Source organism: Variovorax sp. GW823-FHT04B03, from assembly GCF_058796495.1.
In genome coordinates this window covers 254,437-270,679 of sequence record NZ_JBXAIT010000008.1, presented here as the reverse complement: position 1 = coordinate 270,679, position 16,243 = coordinate 254,437, and the positions used below count along the sequence as shown (strand labels likewise).

Here is a 16,243-nt window from a genome sequence, read left to right as displayed (position 1 = left end):
GTGTGGGGCTCGCTCAGTAACTGGCAATGGGCACCGGGGCCGCGTTCTTGAAGGTGAAGACGGTGATGGGCGCCTGCTTCATGTTGCCCTTGTCGTCGTACGCGTAGGTGGCGGCCACGCCCTTGTAGGTGGCCTTGTAGAGCTCGGCGCCGACCTTGTCGGGGTCGATGGCGTTGGCCTTCTTCATCGACTCGCCGATGAACAGCACCTGGTCATAGTACGAGGCGGCGTACGCGTCGGGGTCGACGTTGAAGCGCTTCTTGAACTTCTCCTTGAAGGCCGGGCCGCTTTGCGCCTTCTCGAGCATGGAGCCGCCCTGCGCGCAGAACACCAGGTCGTTCACCGCGTCGCCGCCGATCTTGCCGGTGGCCGGGCTGCACACGGTGTCGCCGCCCAGCAGCTTGCCGGGCACGGCCAGTTGCTTCATCTGGCGCGCCATGGGCGCGGCCTGCGGCGCGTAGCCGCCGAAGAAGATCGCCTCGGGCGCCTTGCCCTTCATGTTGGTCAGGATGGCGGTGAAGTCGACGGCCTTGTCGGTGGTGAACTCCTGGCCGACGATGGTGAGGCCCTGCTTCTTGGCCTCCTTGGTGAACTCTTCGGCGAGGCCCTGGCCGAAGGCGGTGCGGTCGTCGATCACGCCGACCTTCTTCACCTTCAGTTCCTTGGCCGCGTACACGGCCATGGCGCCGCCGATCTGGTTGTCGCTGGCGATGATGCGGTACAGGTTCTTGTAGCCGCCCTGCGTGACCTTCGGGTTGGTGCCCACGGTGGAGACCAGCGTGCCGCCGTCGCTGTAGATGCGCGAGGCCGGAATGGCCACGCCCGAGCAGTACGGGCCCATGACGAACTTGACGCCGTCGTCGACGAACTTTTGCGCCACGCTGACGCCGGTCTTGGCGTCGCACTGGTCGTCTTCGGAGACCAGCTCGAACTTCAGCGTCTTGCCGCCGACGCTGAGCTTCTTCGCATTGAGCTCCTCGATGGCCAGGCGGATGCCGTTTTCATTGTCCTTGCCCGCGAAGGCGTTGGGACCCGACAGCGGACCGCTGTGGCCGATCTTGACCACCTGCTCCTGTGCCTGCGCGGGACTGGCCACGGCCAGGGCGACCAGGCCCGCGAGACTGAGTGAGGAAACCATGCCTGCTTGTGACTTCATGCTTCTTCCTAGGGTTGGGAACAATGAAAAACGACAGGGCCCTCGTGCATGGAGACCTGTCTCAGTTTAAATATATTAAGTACATATCTTGTAGATATCTGTGGGGCAAGCGCTCTTTCGGTGGCTGGGGTTCTGTGATATCTGTGAACGAACGGGCCGTTCGGGGCGCGATCCCGCCGACGGGGAGCCTTGCTCCGCGAATGTCCCCCGGCCTGCGGCCTCCTCCTTGATTTCGCTGCGCAAGGCACCCCATCGACGTGATCGGGTCAGTGCGGTGGTTGATCGGCGAAGAACCCACAGCGTGCCCCGTGCCCGGGACACTGGGTGCTTCCCGCAGCGAAATCAAGGAGGAGGGGCGCAGCCCCGGGGGACATTCGCGGAGGGAAGTACCCGGTGGCCCGGGCACGCGCCCCGAACAGGAGCACCCACCCGGACAACAACAAGAAGGTCAGTCGACCTTCGCCCCCGAAGCCTTCACGACAGCCCCCATCGCATCCCAATCCGCGCGCAGCAGCTTCTGGAAGGCTTCGACACTCTGGCTGCGCGGCTCCACGCCCAGGCGCTTGAAGCGTTCCTGGATCGCCGGATCGGCCAGCACCTTGTTGGCCGCCGCGTTGATGCGCTCGACCTCGGCCTTCGGCGTGCCCGCCGGCGCCAAGAGGCCAATCCACGAATCGAAGGCGTAGCCCGGCAGGCCGCTCTCGCCCACCGTCGGCAGCTTCGGCAGGAAGGGGCTGCGCGACTGGCCCGTGGAGGCCAGCAGCTTCACGCGCGCGTCGTCCTGGAAACCCATCACGCCGATGCTCGACGAGATCACCGCCTGCACCCGGCCAGCGAGCACCTCGTTCACGGCCTCGCCGGTCGACTTGGTCGGGATGTGCGTCATCTGCAGCCCCGCCTTCGCCAGGAACGACGCCATCGCCAGGTGCGTGGCGCTGCCGTTGCCGGCCGAGGCGTAGTTGTACTTGCCGGGGTTGGCCTTGACCTCCTTGATGAAGTCGGCCGTGGTCGCCACGTTCATGCCACTGGCCACCGCCAGCACATAGCCCGCGTTGCCCACGTTGGCCACGCCGACGAAGTCCTTCAGCGGGTCGTAGGGCAGCTTGCTGTACAGGAAGCCCGCGATGTTGTGGCTGGCCGCCGCCAGCACCAGCGTGTTGCCGTCGGCCGGCGCCTTGGCCGCCACCGCCGCGCCCACCGTGCCGCCCGCGCCCGCGCGGTTCTCGACGATGGCGCTGCCGCCGAGCGCGACGCCCAGCTCGTTGTTGAAGGCACGCGCCACCGTGTCCTGCACGGCGCCCGTGCCGAAGGGCACGATGATGTGGATCACGCGCTGCTGCGCGTGTGCGGCACCAAGGCCGCCCAGGGCCACGGCGGCTGCAAGCGCAGCCAGCGAACGTCGGGTGAACAGGGGAAAAGTCATCGAGGTGGCCGCTTTCATCGTCAACAAAAAAGTTGTTTTTCAGGTGCCCGACGGCAACCAGCGCTGCACCAGCTTCACGAAGTAGCTGGCACCGATCGGGATGATCTCGTCGTTGAAGTCGAACGAGGTGTTGTGGATGATGCAAGGGCCGGGCCCGTGGCCGTCGAGCCGGTGGTCGCCGTCGCCATTGCCCAGGAAGGCGTAGCAACCGGGCCGCGCGAGCAGCATGTGCGCGAAGTCCTCGGCGCCCATCACGGCGGGGAAGTTGTCGGTGACCATGTCGTCGCCCACCACCTCGCGCATCACGCCGGCGGCAAAGCGCGCCTCGGCCGGATGGTTCACGGTCGGCGGCGAGGAGCGGTTGAAGTACACCTCGGCCGTGCAGCCATGCGCCGCCGCCACGCCGGCCGCCACCTCGCGCAACCGCGCCTCGAGCTTGTCGATGGCCTCGATGGAAAAGGTGCGGATCGTGCCGCCCACTGTCGCCACATCGGGAATCACGTTCGGCGCATCCGAACCCTGCAGTTGCGTGACCGCCAACAGTGCGCGCTCGGTGCTGGGAATGGTGCGCGCCACGATGGTCTGCAACTGCTGCGCCAGCGTGACCACCGCGGCCACCGGGTCGATGCCGGTGTGCGGCATCGAGGCGTGCGTGCCGCGCCCGCGCACGGTGATCTTGTAGGTGTTGCTCGACGCCATCAGCGCGCCTTCGTTGAGCGCGAAGCGGCCCACGTCGCCGACGGGAAAGTTGTGCAGCCCGAAGACCGCGTCGCACGGAAAGCGCTCGAACAGGCCCTCGTCGATCATCTTCTTGGCGCCCGCCTTGCCCATCTCCTCGGCGGGCTGGAAGATGAAATGCACGGTGCCGTCGAAGTCATGAGGCCCTTGTTGCGACAGGTGCCAGGCGGCGGCCAGCAGCATCGTCGTGTGGCCGTCGTGGCCGCAGGCGTGCATGCGGCCGGGGTTCGTCGACTTGTGGGCGAACTCGTTGGCCTCGTGCAGCGGCAGCGCGTCCATGTCGGCGCGCAGGCCGATGGTGCGGGCCCCCGTGCCCTTGCGCAGCACGCCGACGAGGCCTGTGCCCGCGATGCCGCGGTGCACCTCGATGCCCCATTCAGTGAGCAGGCTCGCCACCTTCTCGGAGGTGCGGTGCTCCTCGAAACCGAGTTCGGGGTGCGCGTGGATGTCGCGCCGGATGTCGATGAAACGGGTGGCGTGGGCGGCGAAGGCGTCGACGAGATTCATGGCGGGCGGCTGCGGGATCGTTCGCGAAAAACAGAAGCGAACGATTCTGGCGCAGCCGCCCGCGCGGCGCATGCTGGCTTACGCGCGGTTCGTCGCTCAGGCGAGCCGGCCTTGTGCGCGCAGCGTCGCGCCGATGCGGCGGATCTCAGCCTCGCCCCGGTCGAGCGTCGCGCGGCTCGTGTGCACCGAGTAATGGCCCATCACCAGCTCGTGCGGATGCGGCACCGCCGAGCCGAGCACGAAGGCCGTGTCGCCCTGCGCCACGACGTCGATGGCCGCGCCGGACTCCTCGAACACCGCGAGCTCGCCCGTGCCGATGGCGCCGCCGGTGCCGTCGCCCGCATCGAGCCGACCCGCGTTCACCGCCACCCAGCCCACCGTGTGGCCGGCGGGCGGCGTGTAGCGCCAGCGTTCGCCGTCCTTCAGCTGCACGGCCAGGTAGTTCATCGGCGAGGGCGCCGGAATGGGGCTCTGCGCCGCACCATGGCGCCCGAGCAGCACGCGCGCCGGGCCTTCCTGCGGCACCTGCGAGGGCGCGAGGTAGATGCTCTGCGCGGGCGCGTTTTCCTCGGCGGCCGGCAGCGCCACCCAGAGCTGGAAGCCCTGCACGCGCGTCACGCCCGGCGCCGGTGCGCCCGTGTGCCACACGCCGTTGCCGGCGCGCATCCACTCGACGCCGCCGCCGCGCAGCACGCCCTGTTCGCCGGTCGTGTCCTCGTACAGCGTGTCGCCTTCGATGAGCCAGGTCAGCGTGGCGATGCCCGAGTGCGGGTGCAGGCCGAAGCCCTTGTGGCCGCCGTCGACATCAAAGCCGAACAGATCCAGGAACACGAAGGGCTTGAGGTATTCGCCCAGGTCGCCGGGGCTCATGAGCCGCGTGATCGGCCCGTGCCTGGCGCCGCGCGTCCGATAGACGATGGCGCGGGTGTCGGTGGCAACAGCGGTGGTCATGCGGCCTCCCTGGCGGTCTTCAGTGCGCGGGTCCACCACGCCATGTCGTCGAGCAGGCCCGTGGCCGACTGCGCCAGGTGCGGGAAGTCGTCGAACGACTTGCCCTGCTGCCAGATGCCGAGGAACTCGACCATGCCGATGTGCACCGCGTGCCGCACCGGCGCCATCTGCATCTCGACCGCGACCAGTCGCAGCTGCTCCACGGCCCGCGCCGCGCCCACGCCGCCGTAGCCCACGAAGCCGATCGGCTTGCGGATGAACTCCTTGTAGGCCCAGTCGATCGCGTTCTTCAGCACCGCGCTCGGGCCGTGGTTGTACTCGGGTGTGACGATGATGAGCCCGTCGAAGGTCGCCAGCTTGGCCTGCCAGCGCTGCGCGGCCTCGTTCTTCACCGGGCCCCAGGCTGGCGCGCCGGCTTCGTTGAAGAAGGGCAGCGGGTGGTCGCGCAGGTCGACCAGCTCGAAGGCCAGGTCGGTGCGCTGCTTCGCGATCTCGTGGATCCAGTGCGCGGGCTTCTCGCCGAAACGGCCTTCGCGGGTCGAGCCGATGACGATGCCGATGCGGGGTTGTTGTTGCTGTCCGGTCATGGGGTGCGTGCTCCTGAATGAATTGGGGGTGGTCGAAGGCCGGGAAGGCCATGGACTGAAGGTTAGGCACGCACGCATTGATCGACTAGACGGTAGAGTCGGATTGCACTCGTCCACGAACAGAAGGAATAAGCCTCGCCATGCTCGACCTCAACGACATCGCCGTCTTCGTGCAGGTGGTGCGGCACGGGAGCTTCGCCGAGGCCGGCCGCCGGCTGGGCCTGCCGCCCAACACGGTGAGCCGGCGCATCCAGCAGCTGGAGGCGCAGCTCGGCACCCGGCTGCTGCAGCGATCGACCCGCAAGCTCACGCTCACCGGGGCCGGGCAGGCGTTTCACGAACAGTGCGCCGAGGCGGTCGACGGGCTGGTCGAGGCCGGGCAGGCGCTCATCACCGGCAGCCAGGAACCCAGCGGCCGCGTGCGTGTGGCGGCCACGGCCGATTTCTTCGACTTCTTCCCCATGGCCTGGGTGGCCGATTTCCTGGCCACGTACCCGCTGGTGCGCGTCGAGTTCGTGCTCAGCGACGCCAAGGCCGACCTGATCGCCGAGCAGATCGACATCGCCTTCCGCGGCGGCGCGCTGGCCGACTCGGGATACGTCGCCCGCCAGCTGCTCGGCCCGCGCACCGACGGCCTCGTCGCCAGCCCCGCCTACCTGGCCGCGCGCGGCATCCCCGCCACGCTGAGCGAGCTGGCCGACCACGACTGCGTGACCCCCGCCCACCCGAGCGGCCGCACCACCTGGCGCCTGACCGGGCCCGGCGGCAAGGAGGAAGAAGTGCAGGTCGGCGGCCGCTTCAGCGGCAACACCGCGCAGGCGCTGCGCAAGGCCGCCATCGCCGGCCTGGGCATCGCGCTGCTGCCGCCGGCCATGGGGCGGCTCGACGTGGAGGCGGGGCGGCTGGTGCCGGTGCTGCCGCAATACCAGCGCACCGGGCACGGGCTCAGCGTGGTCTACCCGAGCCGCAAGCACCTGCCGCGGGCGGTGTCGGCGTTCATCGGGATGGTGACGCAGAAGTTGCGGGAGGAGGAGGCGTTGCCGGATGTGTGGCGGGCGCGGAATAGATGATCAGCGGATGCTTCTTTTGCGAAATCCCATCTCTCAATAAATTGAAGTCATATTTACAGCCGCGCCCCCCTCATCAGTGATCACAGGGTTTTCCCATAGATACATCCATTGACAACAAGTAACCGCGTGGGCAGGATTGAAAGACTTCCTTAGGGGAAGAACGGGTGCTCTCTGCTGAGCGGTTTCGAACCGCAACATTGGGATTGTGACTTCAGCGTTGCACTAACCAGATGGAAACTTACTTTTACTAGGTTGCACCCGTGGAAAAGCTCAAGGCGTAAGCCTTGGGCTTTTTTTTTGGAGATTTGAATGGATATTGAACAGCAACTCGAAAACATCATTCGAGAAGAGGCGACCAAGCTTATAAAGCGCTTCCACGTCTACCACAACGGAGTACACGCGGAGTACGAAAGGGCCAAGAAGCGGGTCGCGAACCCTCTGCCCAAGGTCATTAATATTGCCGAGCACTGGGCTGTCGACAAAAAATTCAACCCCTTTTATGTCAGACGTCGAGCCAAGAGCATCGCAAAATCAATAACAAGAAAAGTAAAAGAAGGAACCTACTCCCCAAACCCTCCTTTCGTCAAAAAAATAAGTAAGCCATCAGGAGGGACAAGGGAAATAACCATATTTCAGATTCCAGACGCGGCAGTTTCTCGCTATTTTTACACTCGACTTCTTGCGAAGAATAAGCATAGGTTTAGCTCGTTTTCCTATGCCTACAGGAATGATAGAAATGTTCATTTCGCCATTCAAGATATTTCAGTAGATCTGTCAAATGACGCTAGAACCTTCATTGCAGAATTCGACTACTCCGATTTTTTTGGCTCAATCTGTCACGATTTTATATACGAGCAATTTGATAAAAACGGCTTCTTCATTAGCAGCGAGGAGGCTGCCGTCATTCGCGCATTTCTCAGACATAGAGACAAGGGAATTCCTCAGGGAACTTCAATCTCATTGTTTCTAGCGAATCTCGTGTGCTGGCGTCTTGATCAAAGTCTTGAAAAGGCTGGCCTCAAGTTTGCCCGCTATGCCGATGACACAATAATCTGGAGCCCAGACTACAACGCAATTTGCAAATCCTACGTTTTGATAGATGAATTCTCTCGCGAAGCAGGCGTTAAGATAAATACAAAAAAATCGGCCGGGATAAATCTCCTCACTCGCTCGGGTCTCGCATCCGAAATGACATCGAAGGAACATTTCGATTTCCTCGGGTATTCAATTTCCGCGGAGAAGGTTTTCATGAAGAAAGCCGCAGAGCGCAGAATAAAAAAACAAATCTCCTACCTTCTCTACAAAAATCTAGTTCAGCCGTTAATATCAACACCTCTAACCGGCCTCGTAATTCCAGCCAACAACAGAGATCCGGCATTGCTCAGCGCCATGCTGCAAATTCGCCGCTATCTATACGGCAATTTACTCAATCGCGATTTAGTTGAATACATTCAAGGCAGAAGAAAACTTCTCTACTTCAAGGGCGTGATGAGTTTTTATCCACTTTTGAATGATCGAGATCAGCTTGCTCGACTAGACGGATGGCTAATATCCGCAATTCATCGCGCGGTACAAAAAAGATCTGCACTCTTACTCTCTCACTTGTTTGACAGAAGGCATTCCTTCCCCTTCTCAGTGAGAAAAAAGGAATTGATAGAAGAATTTCGAAAAAAGAGAATTGGCGGTCAACCTCTGTTGGAAATCCCCAGTTTTGCGCTTATTTTTCGAGCATTGCGCAAGGGATTGATCGACTTTGGCATCGAGCGGGTCATGCATCCATCGTCTATTAAGTACGACTACTAGAATAGCTCTCGAAGCTCAAAATCAATCATCGAATATGCGAATCACAAAAGACACCGTCGTCACCCTCAAGTACAAAGTCGCCGACGCCCAGGGCAAGCTCATCGAAGCCAGCCCCGAGCCGATGGCCTACCTGCATGGCGGTTACGAGAACACCCTGCCCAAGATCGAGCAAGCGCTCGACGGCCAGGAAAAGGGCTACCAGACCACGCTGAACCTCGCCCCCGAAGACGCCTTCGGTCAGCGCGACGAAGCGCTGGTGCGCACCATCCCCAAGACCGAGTTCCCGCCCGGCGTGAAGGTCGGCGGCCAGCTGCAGGGCCGGCTCGACGACGGCACCGAGCACGTCTTCACCGTGACCAAGATCAAGGGCCCGGTCGTGCTGCTCGACGGCAACCACCCCTGGGCCGGCAAGGCGCTGAAGTTCAGCCTGCAGGTGACGGACGTGCGCGCGGCGCTGCCGGTGGAGATCGAGCACCGGCATGTGCATGGGGCGCATGGCCACCATCACTAAGAAGCAGCCGCGAACCCGATGGAGTTCTCCAGCGTTTCCGGGTTTCTGGGCCTCCTGCCGCCAGCGCTGATCGCATTTGCGTTCGTCTGGGCCATCCTGCGCGCAGGATCACGGCAGGTCGTTGTCCATCGCCTCTGGCAATTTGTTCGCGGGAAGCAAGAAATTGCCGACCCCGAAATCCGAGCGTTCGCCGAGGAAGAGGCGAGCTTCATCTCGTTCCGCATCCTGGCAGGCGTTCCCGTTTCGTCGCTCGAGAAGGCACATGAGCTCATTCGCTGGACGAAGCTGAATGATGTGCAGATGTACCGCCTGCGCCTGTGCGGTGATTTCTTCGATCCGGATGCCCGGCAGGTCAGAGTGGACAAGCTGCCGTCAGGATTCACTCAAAAGCTGAGGGCGGCAGGGCTGTTCTGGTGGCTGCTTGTCGCCGCACTGAGTTTCGGCAGCTTGTTTCTTGACCGAACTCTCATGACCCTCAACGCGACACAACGGTACTTTTTCGCGACACCCACACAGGTCGGTAGTCTCGGTTCGATCATTCCGTTCGGCCCCAGATCGTTGAAGGCCGCGGATTGCACACGCCCTGCCAGCGCCAACGCACAGCGCAGCGGATTCACCGAGCAGGAGGTAGGCATCCTCTGTTCGATCCTCACGGACAGCGGCGCCAATGCCTTTCTCAAGCGCACGCTTGCCGAACAGTTCTGGTCGTCCGTCAAGCTGTTCGGCGTGAGCGCCGTGCTGTTCTGGATGAGCTTCTTTTCCTGGGTCGCAGGGGCTTCTGCCAAGAAACTCGCAGGGAGGCAGATCGACCCAGCCGTGCCGGGCACCCAGCTGAGCCTGGGCCTCTCGACCTGATGTCAGCGCTGACGGTGCCGCAACAGCACCGTCACTTCTTCCAGAACCTCGGTGCCTCGCCGATCGTCTCCAACGCCTTGCGACACGCCGTCGCCCCCGCCGCGCGTCGCGCGCTGAACCAACCCACCGCAAACCACGCACGCGGGTCGCGCGATGCGACCTCACGGTACAGCGCGAGCGCCACGGCCTCGTCGTTGAATTCGCCCAGCGCGTCCTGCGCGGGGCGCAGCGCCTTCAAGTAGCGCTCGGCCGCGTCCTTCTTCTTTTTGCCACCTTCCGCCTCGGCGAACAGCGGTGCCGCGAACTCCGCCAGGTAGCGCAGGCGCTTGAGCCGCTTGCGCGCGCGGTGCTGGTGTTCGGTGGCGAGCGATTCGAAACGCTCGCCGTCGCGTACTGCCTGCTTGTGCAGGCGCTGGAGCCGTTCGCGAAGCTGCTGGCGGGCCTCGTCGGCCGTCAGCGGCGCCGGGCTTGTCGACTCCGGAGCGGGCGCAGCAGCGGTGAAGCCGATCAAGGACACCAGCACGTCCTGGAATGCGGCAGCGCGCACGATGTCGCCGGGTGTCAGTGTTGGCGCAACAGCAACCGCATCGCCCACCAGCGGATCGACCTCCGGCGCACCTGCTTCACGCAGCCGCGGCTGCGCGAGCTTCACCACCTGTTCGCGGTCGCGCAGTTCGCCGAGCGCGCGGAAGGCGTCGACCAGCGGCGGCTCCCAGGCGGCGGCGTCGAAGCGGCTGGTGTCAGCGTCGAGCCCCGCCAGTTCGCGCAGCGCGGTGCGCAGGCGACGGATGCCGATGCGCAGTTGGTGGATCTGTTCTTCGTCGGTGCTGCCCGCGGCGATCTCGCTGGCGTTGGGCAGCATCTGGTCCAGGCACGACGCGACCACGGCCTGCTGGAGGGCGCGGCCGTCGCGGCCGTGAGCGGGGAAGCGCGGCGCCTCGGCCTTGACGGCGGGCACCGTCTCCTGTTCGGCCAGCAGGCGCATGCCGCGCTCGGCCTTCGAGACGGTGCTGAACCACAGGCCGTGCTGCTGCGACCAGCGCCGCGCCAGCGCCACGAGCCCCTGCACGTCGCCGCTCTTGAGTTCGAGCTCCAGCTCGCACACAGGCGAGGCGCGCTGCGCGGGCGTGCCCGCGTGCGCGACGACCTTGCCGACGTCGAGTGCCATCTCGACCACCGCGCCGGCCGGGCCGCTCACGCGCAGGTCGCGCGTGAGCCGCACGATGTCGGTCGACTGGCGTTCGACCAGCGGCACCGCGCCGCCGTCGGCCGCTTGCAGCAGACGGGCCAGCCGCTCGCCGACGGGCGTGCCGGCATGGCGCGCGGGGTCGATGGCGGGCGCGGCGGCGCCGGTGCCCAGGTCGACGTTGTGCTCGAGCCGGTGCAGCGCGTTGTCGCCGGCGGCCTTGACGGTCTGCACCCAGCGCCGGCCCTCCTTGCGCAGCCGCAGCACCATGCCGTCGGCGACGAGGCGCTGGTCGGCGGTGTCGAAATAGCGGGCCTGCAGGCGCGTGCGCACGACGGCGCCGCGCCGCAATGCGGCCTCGACGGCCTTCAGGCGGCCGGCGGGAATGCAGAACTTGAACTCGATTTCCATGGTGTTCATGATGCCCGCTCTTTTTCCCCTCAGCGACGTGGTGCCGGCCGATTTCCGGTGCGCCGAAAAATCATGTGGACACCGTCCATTTTCTTTGATATCTTTTGTGGACGGCGTACACAAAGACGTCGGAAAACACCCGACCCACCCTTCATCGACACAGGAACCCCACCATGGCCACCAAGCAGATCTTCGTGAACCTCCCCGTCCGGAACCTCGACAAGAGCAAGGCTTTCTTCGGCGCGCTGGGCTACAGCTTCAACCCGCAGTTCACCGACGCCAACGCCGCCTGCATGGTCATCCACGAAGGCAGCATCCACGCGATGCTGCTGATGGAGGACTACTTCAAGACCTTCACGAACCAGGGCATCGCCGACGCCCGCAAGGAGAACGAGGTGCTGGTGTGCCTGTCGTGCGAGAGCCGGGCCGAGGTCGACGAGCTGGTCGCCAAGGCGGTGGCCGCCGGCGGCACGACGCCGCGCGAGCCGAAGGACTACGGCTTCATGTACGGCCACGGCTTCCAGGACCTGGACGGCCACATCTGGGAACTGGTCTACATGGACCCGAACGCCGAGATGCCCGGGCAGTGAACGTGGGGGCCGGACGATGCCCATCGTTCCATATGCGCTCTTGATCGTTGCGCGCAAGGCACCTACCGAAAGGCGGCGGCGCCCCGATATTCCTGGTTCCGGCACGGCCCGCATGGCGGCCGTGCCTGCCTCACCAAGGAATACCGACATGTCCGACAGCAACGACAACAACAGCGCGTCTCCCATCGTCCAGGTCCAGCCGCTCGGCTTCCCGTGGCAGACGCTCGACCCCTTCCTGTTCTGCGTCTACCACGACGACGCGTACCCGAAGGGCAACGGCCGCATGGGCCCCGAGGCCTCGCTGGCCGGCCGCCAGATCGGCCAGGACTTCAGCCGCAAGGACGGCTGGAGCATGTACCACGGCGAGACGGTGCCGGGCTTTCCCTCGCACCCGCACCGCGGCTTCGAGACGGTGACCATCGTGCGCAAGGGCCTGGTCGACCATTCCGACTCGCTGGGCGCCACGGCGCGCTTCGGCGGCGGCGACGTGCAGTGGCTCACGGCCGGCAAGGGCATCGTGCATTCGGAGATGTTCCCGCTGCTGGACGCCGGCGCGCCCAATCCGCTGGAGCTGTTCCAGATCTGGCTCAACCTGCCGGCGAAGAACAAGATGGCCGAGCCGCACTTCACGATGTTCTGGTCGGAGGCGATTCCGCGCTTCGCCTCGGACGACGCGCAGGGCGGCCGCACCGAGGTGGCGGTGATCGCCGGGCGCTTCGGCGCCAGTGATGCGCAGGCCCAGGCGGCCATCGACCCGCTCGCGCCGCCGCCCGCTTCGTGGGCCGCGCAGGCCGGCGCCGACCTGGCGATCTGGACGCTGCGCATGACCCCCGGTGCGCGCTGGACGCTGCCGCCCGCCGCCGGCGAGGGCACGCGGCGCATGCTGTATTTCTTCAAGGGCGCCACCGCGCAGGTGGCGGGGCGGCGCGTGGACGGGCCGGCGGCCATCGAGCTGCGCGCCGACGCAGCGGTGGAGCTGTGCAACGGCCCCGAGGGCGACGGCGAGTTCCTGCTGCTGCAGGGCCGCCCGATCGGCGAGCCGGTGGCGCAGTACGGCCCCTTCGTGATGAACACGCAGGCCGAGATCGCCCAGACGATGGCCGACTACCGCCGCACGCAGTTCGGCGGCTGGCCCTGGACCGATCCGGCGCCGGTGCACGGCGCCGAGGCCGCGCGCTTCGCGCGGCACCCGGACGGGCGCGAGGAAGTGCCGGGGGCCTGATCGGCTTCCGAGGCTGCGCGGCTCTCAGTAGCCGCGCAGCACCTCGACGCTCAGCGCGGTCATGCTCGGGATGAACTCGATCACGTCGGTGCGGGCGACGCCGCCTTGCACGAAGGGGTCGCGCGCAAGCACCGCCTCGAGCCCCTCGCGGTCGCCCGAGCGCGCGAGGATCACGCCGCCCTTGCGCGGCACCTGGCGCCCCGAGGCCACGAACAGGCCGCTGGCGTAGTGCTTCTTGAGCCAGGTGACATGCGCATCCATCAGCGCGTCGAGTTCCTCGAGCGGACGGATGTAGGTCAGGGTGACGATGAACATGGCAAAGGCAGGTCGATGCGGAAGATGACCCGATCCTATGACCTCGCCACGACCGTGGCGGGGCGAGAGTGTGTCTCGCGGGTAACTGTCGCATGCGGCATGTGCATGCGCGGCCGACCGGCGGCCTTGTCGCCCACCGGACCTGCGCACCGGCGTGCGATCTCGTAGATTCGGTCGTTGCATTCCTCAGTTCATGTCACTTCACCGGAGACCCTGTTCCATGATCCAAGTCGTTGCCGTCATCACCGCCAAGCCCGGCCAGCGCGCCCTGCTGCTCGAAGCCTTCAAGGCCAACCGCGCCGCCGTGCTCGCCGAAGAGGGCTGCATCGAGTACGCCGCCACGATCGACGCGCAGGGCATCCCCCCGTCGAAGGCCAGCTTCGGGCCCGACACCTTCGTGGTGATCGAGAAGTGGGCCTCGCTGCCGGCCCTGCAGGCGCACGCGGTCGCGCCGCACATGGCGGCCTTCAGCGCCCAGACCAGGGAGCTCACCGAGAGCAAGCGCATCCACGTGCTCGAACCGATCTGAGTCTTTCGCGCCGCCTTCGCGCGCGGCGCGATGCCTGCTACCCTCGCGCCGGGGAGAAGAAGACATCTCGGACGAGGGGGTTCAAGACATGGCGATCGTCTCCAGACCGCAGGGTCTGCGCTGGCGCACCGGCGCGCTCCTGCTGGCGGCACTGGCCACGGGCTGCGCACAGCTCGGCGCGCCGCCCTATGCCGCCGACTACGAAGCGCTCGACCGGCTCGAGGCCCACAACCCCGGCAAGGTCGCGGTGGCCAAGGTGCAACCCACCGACCCCAACGACAGGATCAACACCCTGGGCCTGCGCCGCGCCAGGCTCGTGTCGCCCAGCGGCACCTTCGCCCAGTACCTCGAAGACGCGCTGATGCGCGACCTGAGCGAGATCTCGGTCTATGACCCCAAGGCGCCGACCCGCATCGCGGCGCGCATCCTCGTCAATGAACTCGACCTGGGCGTGATCAACGGCTCGGGCCGCATGGACGTCGAAGTCACCGTCACGCGCAACGCCGCGCAGACGCTGCGCAAGACCTACCGCGGCGAGATCGCCTTCGATTCGAGCTACGCCAACATCGTGGCCGTGCCCGCCGGGCAGGCCGCGTACCCGCGCTTGGTGCGGGCGCTGCTGCGGCAGGTGTATGCCGATCCGCAATTCGTCGCGGCCATCGCGCCGCCTGCGCAGTAAGGACGGGAACGCACCATGACGCTTCTTTCTTTCCTGACGCCCCGGCTGGCTGCCGTGCTGGCAACCGCCGTGCTGCTGGCGGGCTGCGCCCACCCGATCACGATGATCACCGAGACCGCACCGCCCCGGTCGGCCGCCCACCTCATTCCCAAGAAGGTGGCCTACGTGATGACCGACGCGCAACGCGACCTGCAGGTGACCACCGCCGGCGGCAGCGGCGACCGCGTGAGCTACTACCCGTACCGCGACCTCGAGAAATCGATCCGCGACGCGCTGCGCGCGGTCTACCGCAACGTGGTCGTGCTGCGCACCGCCGGCGATGCCAAGGCCAACGAGGCGGCGGGCGTGTCGCTGGTGTTCACGCCGCAGATCAAGACCGATTCGAGCTCGTCTTCATGGATCACCTGGCCGCCCACCGCCTTCACGGCCGAGGTGGCCTGCGTGGTGACCGACACCGCGGGCGCCGAAGTCACACGCGTGCGCGCGGTCGGCAACGGCACGGCGGAGTTCGGCGAGTTCAACGGCGACTACGGCCTGGCCGCCCGGCGCGCGGCCACGCGGATGACAGCGCAGCTCAGCAGCGAGATACGGCGCAACGAGAAGCTGCGCTGAGCCGTTCGACGGCCACTCGCCCAATAAAAAAACGCGCCCGAGGGCGCGTTTTTCGTGGGAGCCGCGAAGTCTTACTTCGACACGACCTTCACCATCTCGAGGCACTTGTTCGAGTAGCCCCATTCGTTGTCGTACCAGCTCACGAGCTTCACGAAGGTGCCGTCCAGCGCGATGCCGGCCTCGGCGTCGAAGATCGAGGTGCGCGGGTCGCCGCGGAAGTCGGTGGCGACGACCTTGTCTTCGGTGTAGCCCAGCACGCCCTTCAGCGCGCCTTCGCTCTGTGCCTTCATTTCGGCGCAGATCTCGGCGTAGGTGGCGTCCTTGACGAGTTCGACGGTCAGGTCGACCACCGACACGTCGGAGGTCGGCACGCGGAAGCTCATGCCGGTGAGCTTCTTGTTCAGCTCGGGGATCACCACGCCCACGGCCTTGGCAGCGCCCGTCGACGACGGAATGATGTTTTCCAGGATGCCGCGGCCGCCGCGCCAGTCCTTGTTGCTCGGGCCGTCCACGGTCTTCTGCGTGGCGGTGGCGGCGTGCACGGTGGTCATCAGGCCGCGCTTGATGCCCCACTTGTCGTTCAGCACCTTGGCCAGCGGGGCCAGGCAGTTGGTGGTGCAGCTGGCGTTGCTGATGATGGCTTCGCCGGCGTACTTCTTGTCGTTCACGCCATAGACGAACATGGGGGTGTCGTCCTTCGAGGGGGCCGACAGGATCACCTTCTTGGCGCCTGCGTCGATGTGCTTCTGCGCGGTTTCCTTGGTGAGGAAGAGGCCGGTCGATTCGAGCACGATGTCGGCGCCGACTTCGTTCCACTTGAGCTGCGACGGGTCGCGCTCTTGCGTGAGGCGGATCTTCTTGCCGTTGACGATCAGCGTGTTGCCTTCGACCGTGACTTCACCCTTGAAGCGGCCATGCACCGAGTCGTACTGGAGCATGTAGGCCAGGTATTCCGGCTCGAGCAAGTCGTTGATGGCAACGATTTCGATGTCGTTCTTGAAGTTCTGCACGGCTGCGCGCAGCACGTTGCGACCGATGCGGCCGAAGCCGTTGATACCGAGTTTGATAGCCATCTGACTTGCTCCTAAGGTTGAAAAA

17 protein-coding genes are annotated in these 16,243 nt (G+C 65.3%); 9 read left to right on the top strand and 8 right to left on the bottom strand.

The window, feature by feature from the left end; genetic code table 11:
- Window positions 1-13: 13 nt before the first annotated feature.
- The 5 genes from AC1RAD_RS30260 to AC1RAD_RS30240 all read right to left on the bottom strand — a co-directional run bounded on the left by AC1RAD_RS30260 (window position 14) and on the right by AC1RAD_RS30240 (window position 5,362).
- Entirely contained in the window at window positions 14-1,156 is a 1,143-nt protein-coding gene (locus AC1RAD_RS30260) for a branched-chain amino acid ABC transporter substrate-binding protein (protein ID WP_095948363.1), read from the bottom strand.
- 448 nt (window positions 1,157-1,604) lie between these two features.
- Complete coding sequence (locus AC1RAD_RS30255; protein WP_492738808.1) at window positions 1,605-2,579, bottom strand: tripartite tricarboxylate transporter substrate-binding protein; 975 nt, start codon at window positions 2,577-2,579, stop codon at window positions 1,605-1,607.
- Window positions 2,580-2,618: 39 nt separating this feature from the next.
- Window positions 2,619-3,824, bottom strand: coding sequence for a M20 aminoacylase family protein (locus tag AC1RAD_RS30250; protein ID WP_492738806.1), 1,206 nt, complete (start codon window positions 3,822-3,824; stop codon window positions 2,619-2,621).
- 96 nt (window positions 3,825-3,920) lie between these two features.
- On the bottom strand, window positions 3,921-4,775 hold the full coding sequence (locus AC1RAD_RS30245) for a pirin family protein (protein ID WP_492738804.1): 855 nt from the start codon (window positions 4,773-4,775) through the stop codon (window positions 3,921-3,923).
- On the bottom strand, window positions 4,772-5,362 hold the full coding sequence (locus AC1RAD_RS30240) for an NADPH-dependent FMN reductase (protein ID WP_492738802.1): 591 nt from the start codon (window positions 5,360-5,362) through the stop codon (window positions 4,772-4,774). Before AC1RAD_RS30240 ends, AC1RAD_RS30245 begins: the two co-directional genes overlap by 4 nt.
- Before the next feature lie 140 nt (window positions 5,363-5,502).
- Between AC1RAD_RS30240 and AC1RAD_RS30235 the strand changes: the two genes are divergently transcribed.
- From AC1RAD_RS30235 to AC1RAD_RS30220, 4 genes are all read left to right on the top strand, one after another.
- On the top strand, window positions 5,503-6,432 hold the full coding sequence (locus AC1RAD_RS30235) for a LysR family transcriptional regulator (protein ID WP_492738800.1): 930 nt from the start codon (window positions 5,503-5,505) through the stop codon (window positions 6,430-6,432).
- 309 nt (window positions 6,433-6,741) lie between these two features.
- The gene (locus AC1RAD_RS30230; protein WP_492738798.1) at window positions 6,742-8,235 is read left to right on the top strand and encodes a reverse transcriptase domain-containing protein; all 1,494 of its coding nucleotides are present in this window, start codon (window positions 6,742-6,744) and stop codon (window positions 8,233-8,235) included.
- Between the two features lie 34 nt (window positions 8,236-8,269).
- A complete protein-coding gene (locus AC1RAD_RS30225; protein ID WP_492738796.1) occupies window positions 8,270-8,746 on the top strand; it encodes an FKBP-type peptidyl-prolyl cis-trans isomerase in 477 nt (158 codons plus the stop codon).
- Window positions 8,747-8,764: 18 nt separating this feature from the next.
- A complete protein-coding gene (locus AC1RAD_RS30220) occupies window positions 8,765-9,601 on the top strand; it encodes a DUF6216 family protein (RefSeq protein ID WP_492738794.1) in 837 nt (278 codons plus the stop codon).
- 31 nt (window positions 9,602-9,632) lie between these two features.
- On the opposite strand, the gene AC1RAD_RS30215 is transcribed toward AC1RAD_RS30220, so the two are convergent.
- Window positions 9,633-11,207, bottom strand: coding sequence for a CYTH and CHAD domain-containing protein (locus tag AC1RAD_RS30215; RefSeq protein ID WP_492738792.1), 1,575 nt, complete (start codon window positions 11,205-11,207; stop codon window positions 9,633-9,635).
- Between the two features lie 164 nt (window positions 11,208-11,371).
- Between AC1RAD_RS30215 and AC1RAD_RS30210 the strand changes: the two genes are divergently transcribed.
- Together AC1RAD_RS30210 and AC1RAD_RS30205 are read left to right on the top strand one after the other, a co-directional pair.
- Window positions 11,372-11,788: a VOC family protein gene (locus AC1RAD_RS30210; protein WP_492738791.1), complete on the top strand. Its 417-nt coding sequence runs from the start codon at window positions 11,372-11,374 to the stop codon at window positions 11,786-11,788.
- 148 nt (window positions 11,789-11,936) lie between these two features.
- The gene (locus tag AC1RAD_RS30205; RefSeq protein ID WP_492738789.1) at window positions 11,937-13,010 is read left to right on the top strand and encodes a pirin family protein; all 1,074 of its coding nucleotides are present in this window, start codon (window positions 11,937-11,939) and stop codon (window positions 13,008-13,010) included.
- A gap of 24 nt (window positions 13,011-13,034) precedes the next feature.
- Here the strand turns inward: AC1RAD_RS30205 and AC1RAD_RS30200 are convergent, their stop codons facing one another.
- Window positions 13,035-13,325, bottom strand: coding sequence for a YciI family protein (locus tag AC1RAD_RS30200; protein WP_062473524.1), 291 nt, complete (start codon window positions 13,323-13,325; stop codon window positions 13,035-13,037).
- Between the two features lie 220 nt (window positions 13,326-13,545).
- Between AC1RAD_RS30200 and AC1RAD_RS30195 the strand changes: the two genes are divergently transcribed.
- From AC1RAD_RS30195 to AC1RAD_RS30185, 3 genes are all read left to right on the top strand, one after another.
- On the top strand, window positions 13,546-13,854 hold the full coding sequence (locus AC1RAD_RS30195; protein ID WP_062473527.1) for a putative quinol monooxygenase: 309 nt from the start codon (window positions 13,546-13,548) through the stop codon (window positions 13,852-13,854).
- Between the two features lie 88 nt (window positions 13,855-13,942).
- The gene (locus tag AC1RAD_RS30190; RefSeq protein WP_492730142.1) at window positions 13,943-14,533 is read left to right on the top strand and encodes a hypothetical protein; all 591 of its coding nucleotides are present in this window, start codon (window positions 13,943-13,945) and stop codon (window positions 14,531-14,533) included.
- 15 nt (window positions 14,534-14,548) lie between these two features.
- A complete protein-coding gene (locus tag AC1RAD_RS30185; RefSeq protein ID WP_082818070.1) occupies window positions 14,549-15,145 on the top strand; it encodes a hypothetical protein in 597 nt (198 codons plus the stop codon).
- Window positions 15,146-15,216: 71 nt separating this feature from the next.
- Here AC1RAD_RS30185 and gap read toward each other — a convergent pair whose 3' ends face one another.
- Window positions 15,217-16,218, bottom strand: coding sequence for a type I glyceraldehyde-3-phosphate dehydrogenase (gene gap / locus AC1RAD_RS30180; protein WP_056575024.1), 1,002 nt, complete (start codon window positions 16,216-16,218; stop codon window positions 15,217-15,219).
- Window positions 16,219-16,243: the final 25 nt, after the last annotated feature.

What these genes read in the sequence shown, in the direction of transcription:
- AC1RAD_RS30260 (WP_095948363.1), bottom strand. Translation starts at nt 1,156, where the DNA reads ATGAAGTCACAAGCAGGCATGGTTTCCTCACTCAGTCTCGCGGGCCTG.
- AC1RAD_RS30255 (WP_492738808.1), bottom strand. Translation starts at nt 2,579, where the DNA reads ATGACTTTTCCCCTGTTCACCCGACGTTCGCTGGCTGCGCTTGCAGCC.
- AC1RAD_RS30250 (WP_492738806.1), bottom strand. Translation starts at nt 3,824, where the DNA reads ATGAATCTCGTCGACGCCTTCGCCGCCCACGCCACCCGTTTCATCGAC.
- AC1RAD_RS30245 (WP_492738804.1), bottom strand. Translation starts at nt 4,775, where the DNA reads ATGACCACCGCTGTTGCCACCGACACCCGCGCCATCGTCTATCGGACG.
- AC1RAD_RS30240 (WP_492738802.1), bottom strand. Translation starts at nt 5,362, where the DNA reads ATGACCGGACAGCAACAACAACCCCGCATCGGCATCGTCATCGGCTCG.
- AC1RAD_RS30235 (WP_492738800.1), top strand. Translation starts at nt 5,503, where the DNA reads ATGCTCGACCTCAACGACATCGCCGTCTTCGTGCAGGTGGTGCGGCAC.
- AC1RAD_RS30230 (WP_492738798.1), top strand. Translation starts at nt 6,742, where the DNA reads ATGGATATTGAACAGCAACTCGAAAACATCATTCGAGAAGAGGCGACC.
- AC1RAD_RS30225 (WP_492738796.1), top strand. Translation starts at nt 8,270, where the DNA reads ATGCGAATCACAAAAGACACCGTCGTCACCCTCAAGTACAAAGTCGCC.
- AC1RAD_RS30220 (WP_492738794.1), top strand. Translation starts at nt 8,765, where the DNA reads ATGGAGTTCTCCAGCGTTTCCGGGTTTCTGGGCCTCCTGCCGCCAGCG.
- AC1RAD_RS30215 (WP_492738792.1), bottom strand. Translation starts at nt 11,207, where the DNA reads ATGAACACCATGGAAATCGAGTTCAAGTTCTGCATTCCCGCCGGCCGC.
- AC1RAD_RS30210 (WP_492738791.1), top strand. Translation starts at nt 11,372, where the DNA reads ATGGCCACCAAGCAGATCTTCGTGAACCTCCCCGTCCGGAACCTCGAC.
- AC1RAD_RS30205 (WP_492738789.1), top strand. Translation starts at nt 11,937, where the DNA reads ATGTCCGACAGCAACGACAACAACAGCGCGTCTCCCATCGTCCAGGTC.
- AC1RAD_RS30200 (WP_062473524.1), bottom strand. Translation starts at nt 13,325, where the DNA reads ATGTTCATCGTCACCCTGACCTACATCCGTCCGCTCGAGGAACTCGAC.
- AC1RAD_RS30195 (WP_062473527.1), top strand. Translation starts at nt 13,546, where the DNA reads ATGATCCAAGTCGTTGCCGTCATCACCGCCAAGCCCGGCCAGCGCGCC.
- AC1RAD_RS30190 (WP_492730142.1), top strand. Translation starts at nt 13,943, where the DNA reads ATGGCGATCGTCTCCAGACCGCAGGGTCTGCGCTGGCGCACCGGCGCG.
- AC1RAD_RS30185 (WP_082818070.1), top strand. Translation starts at nt 14,549, where the DNA reads ATGACGCTTCTTTCTTTCCTGACGCCCCGGCTGGCTGCCGTGCTGGCA.
- gap (WP_056575024.1), bottom strand. Translation starts at nt 16,218, where the DNA reads ATGGCTATCAAACTCGGTATCAACGGCTTCGGCCGCATCGGTCGCAAC.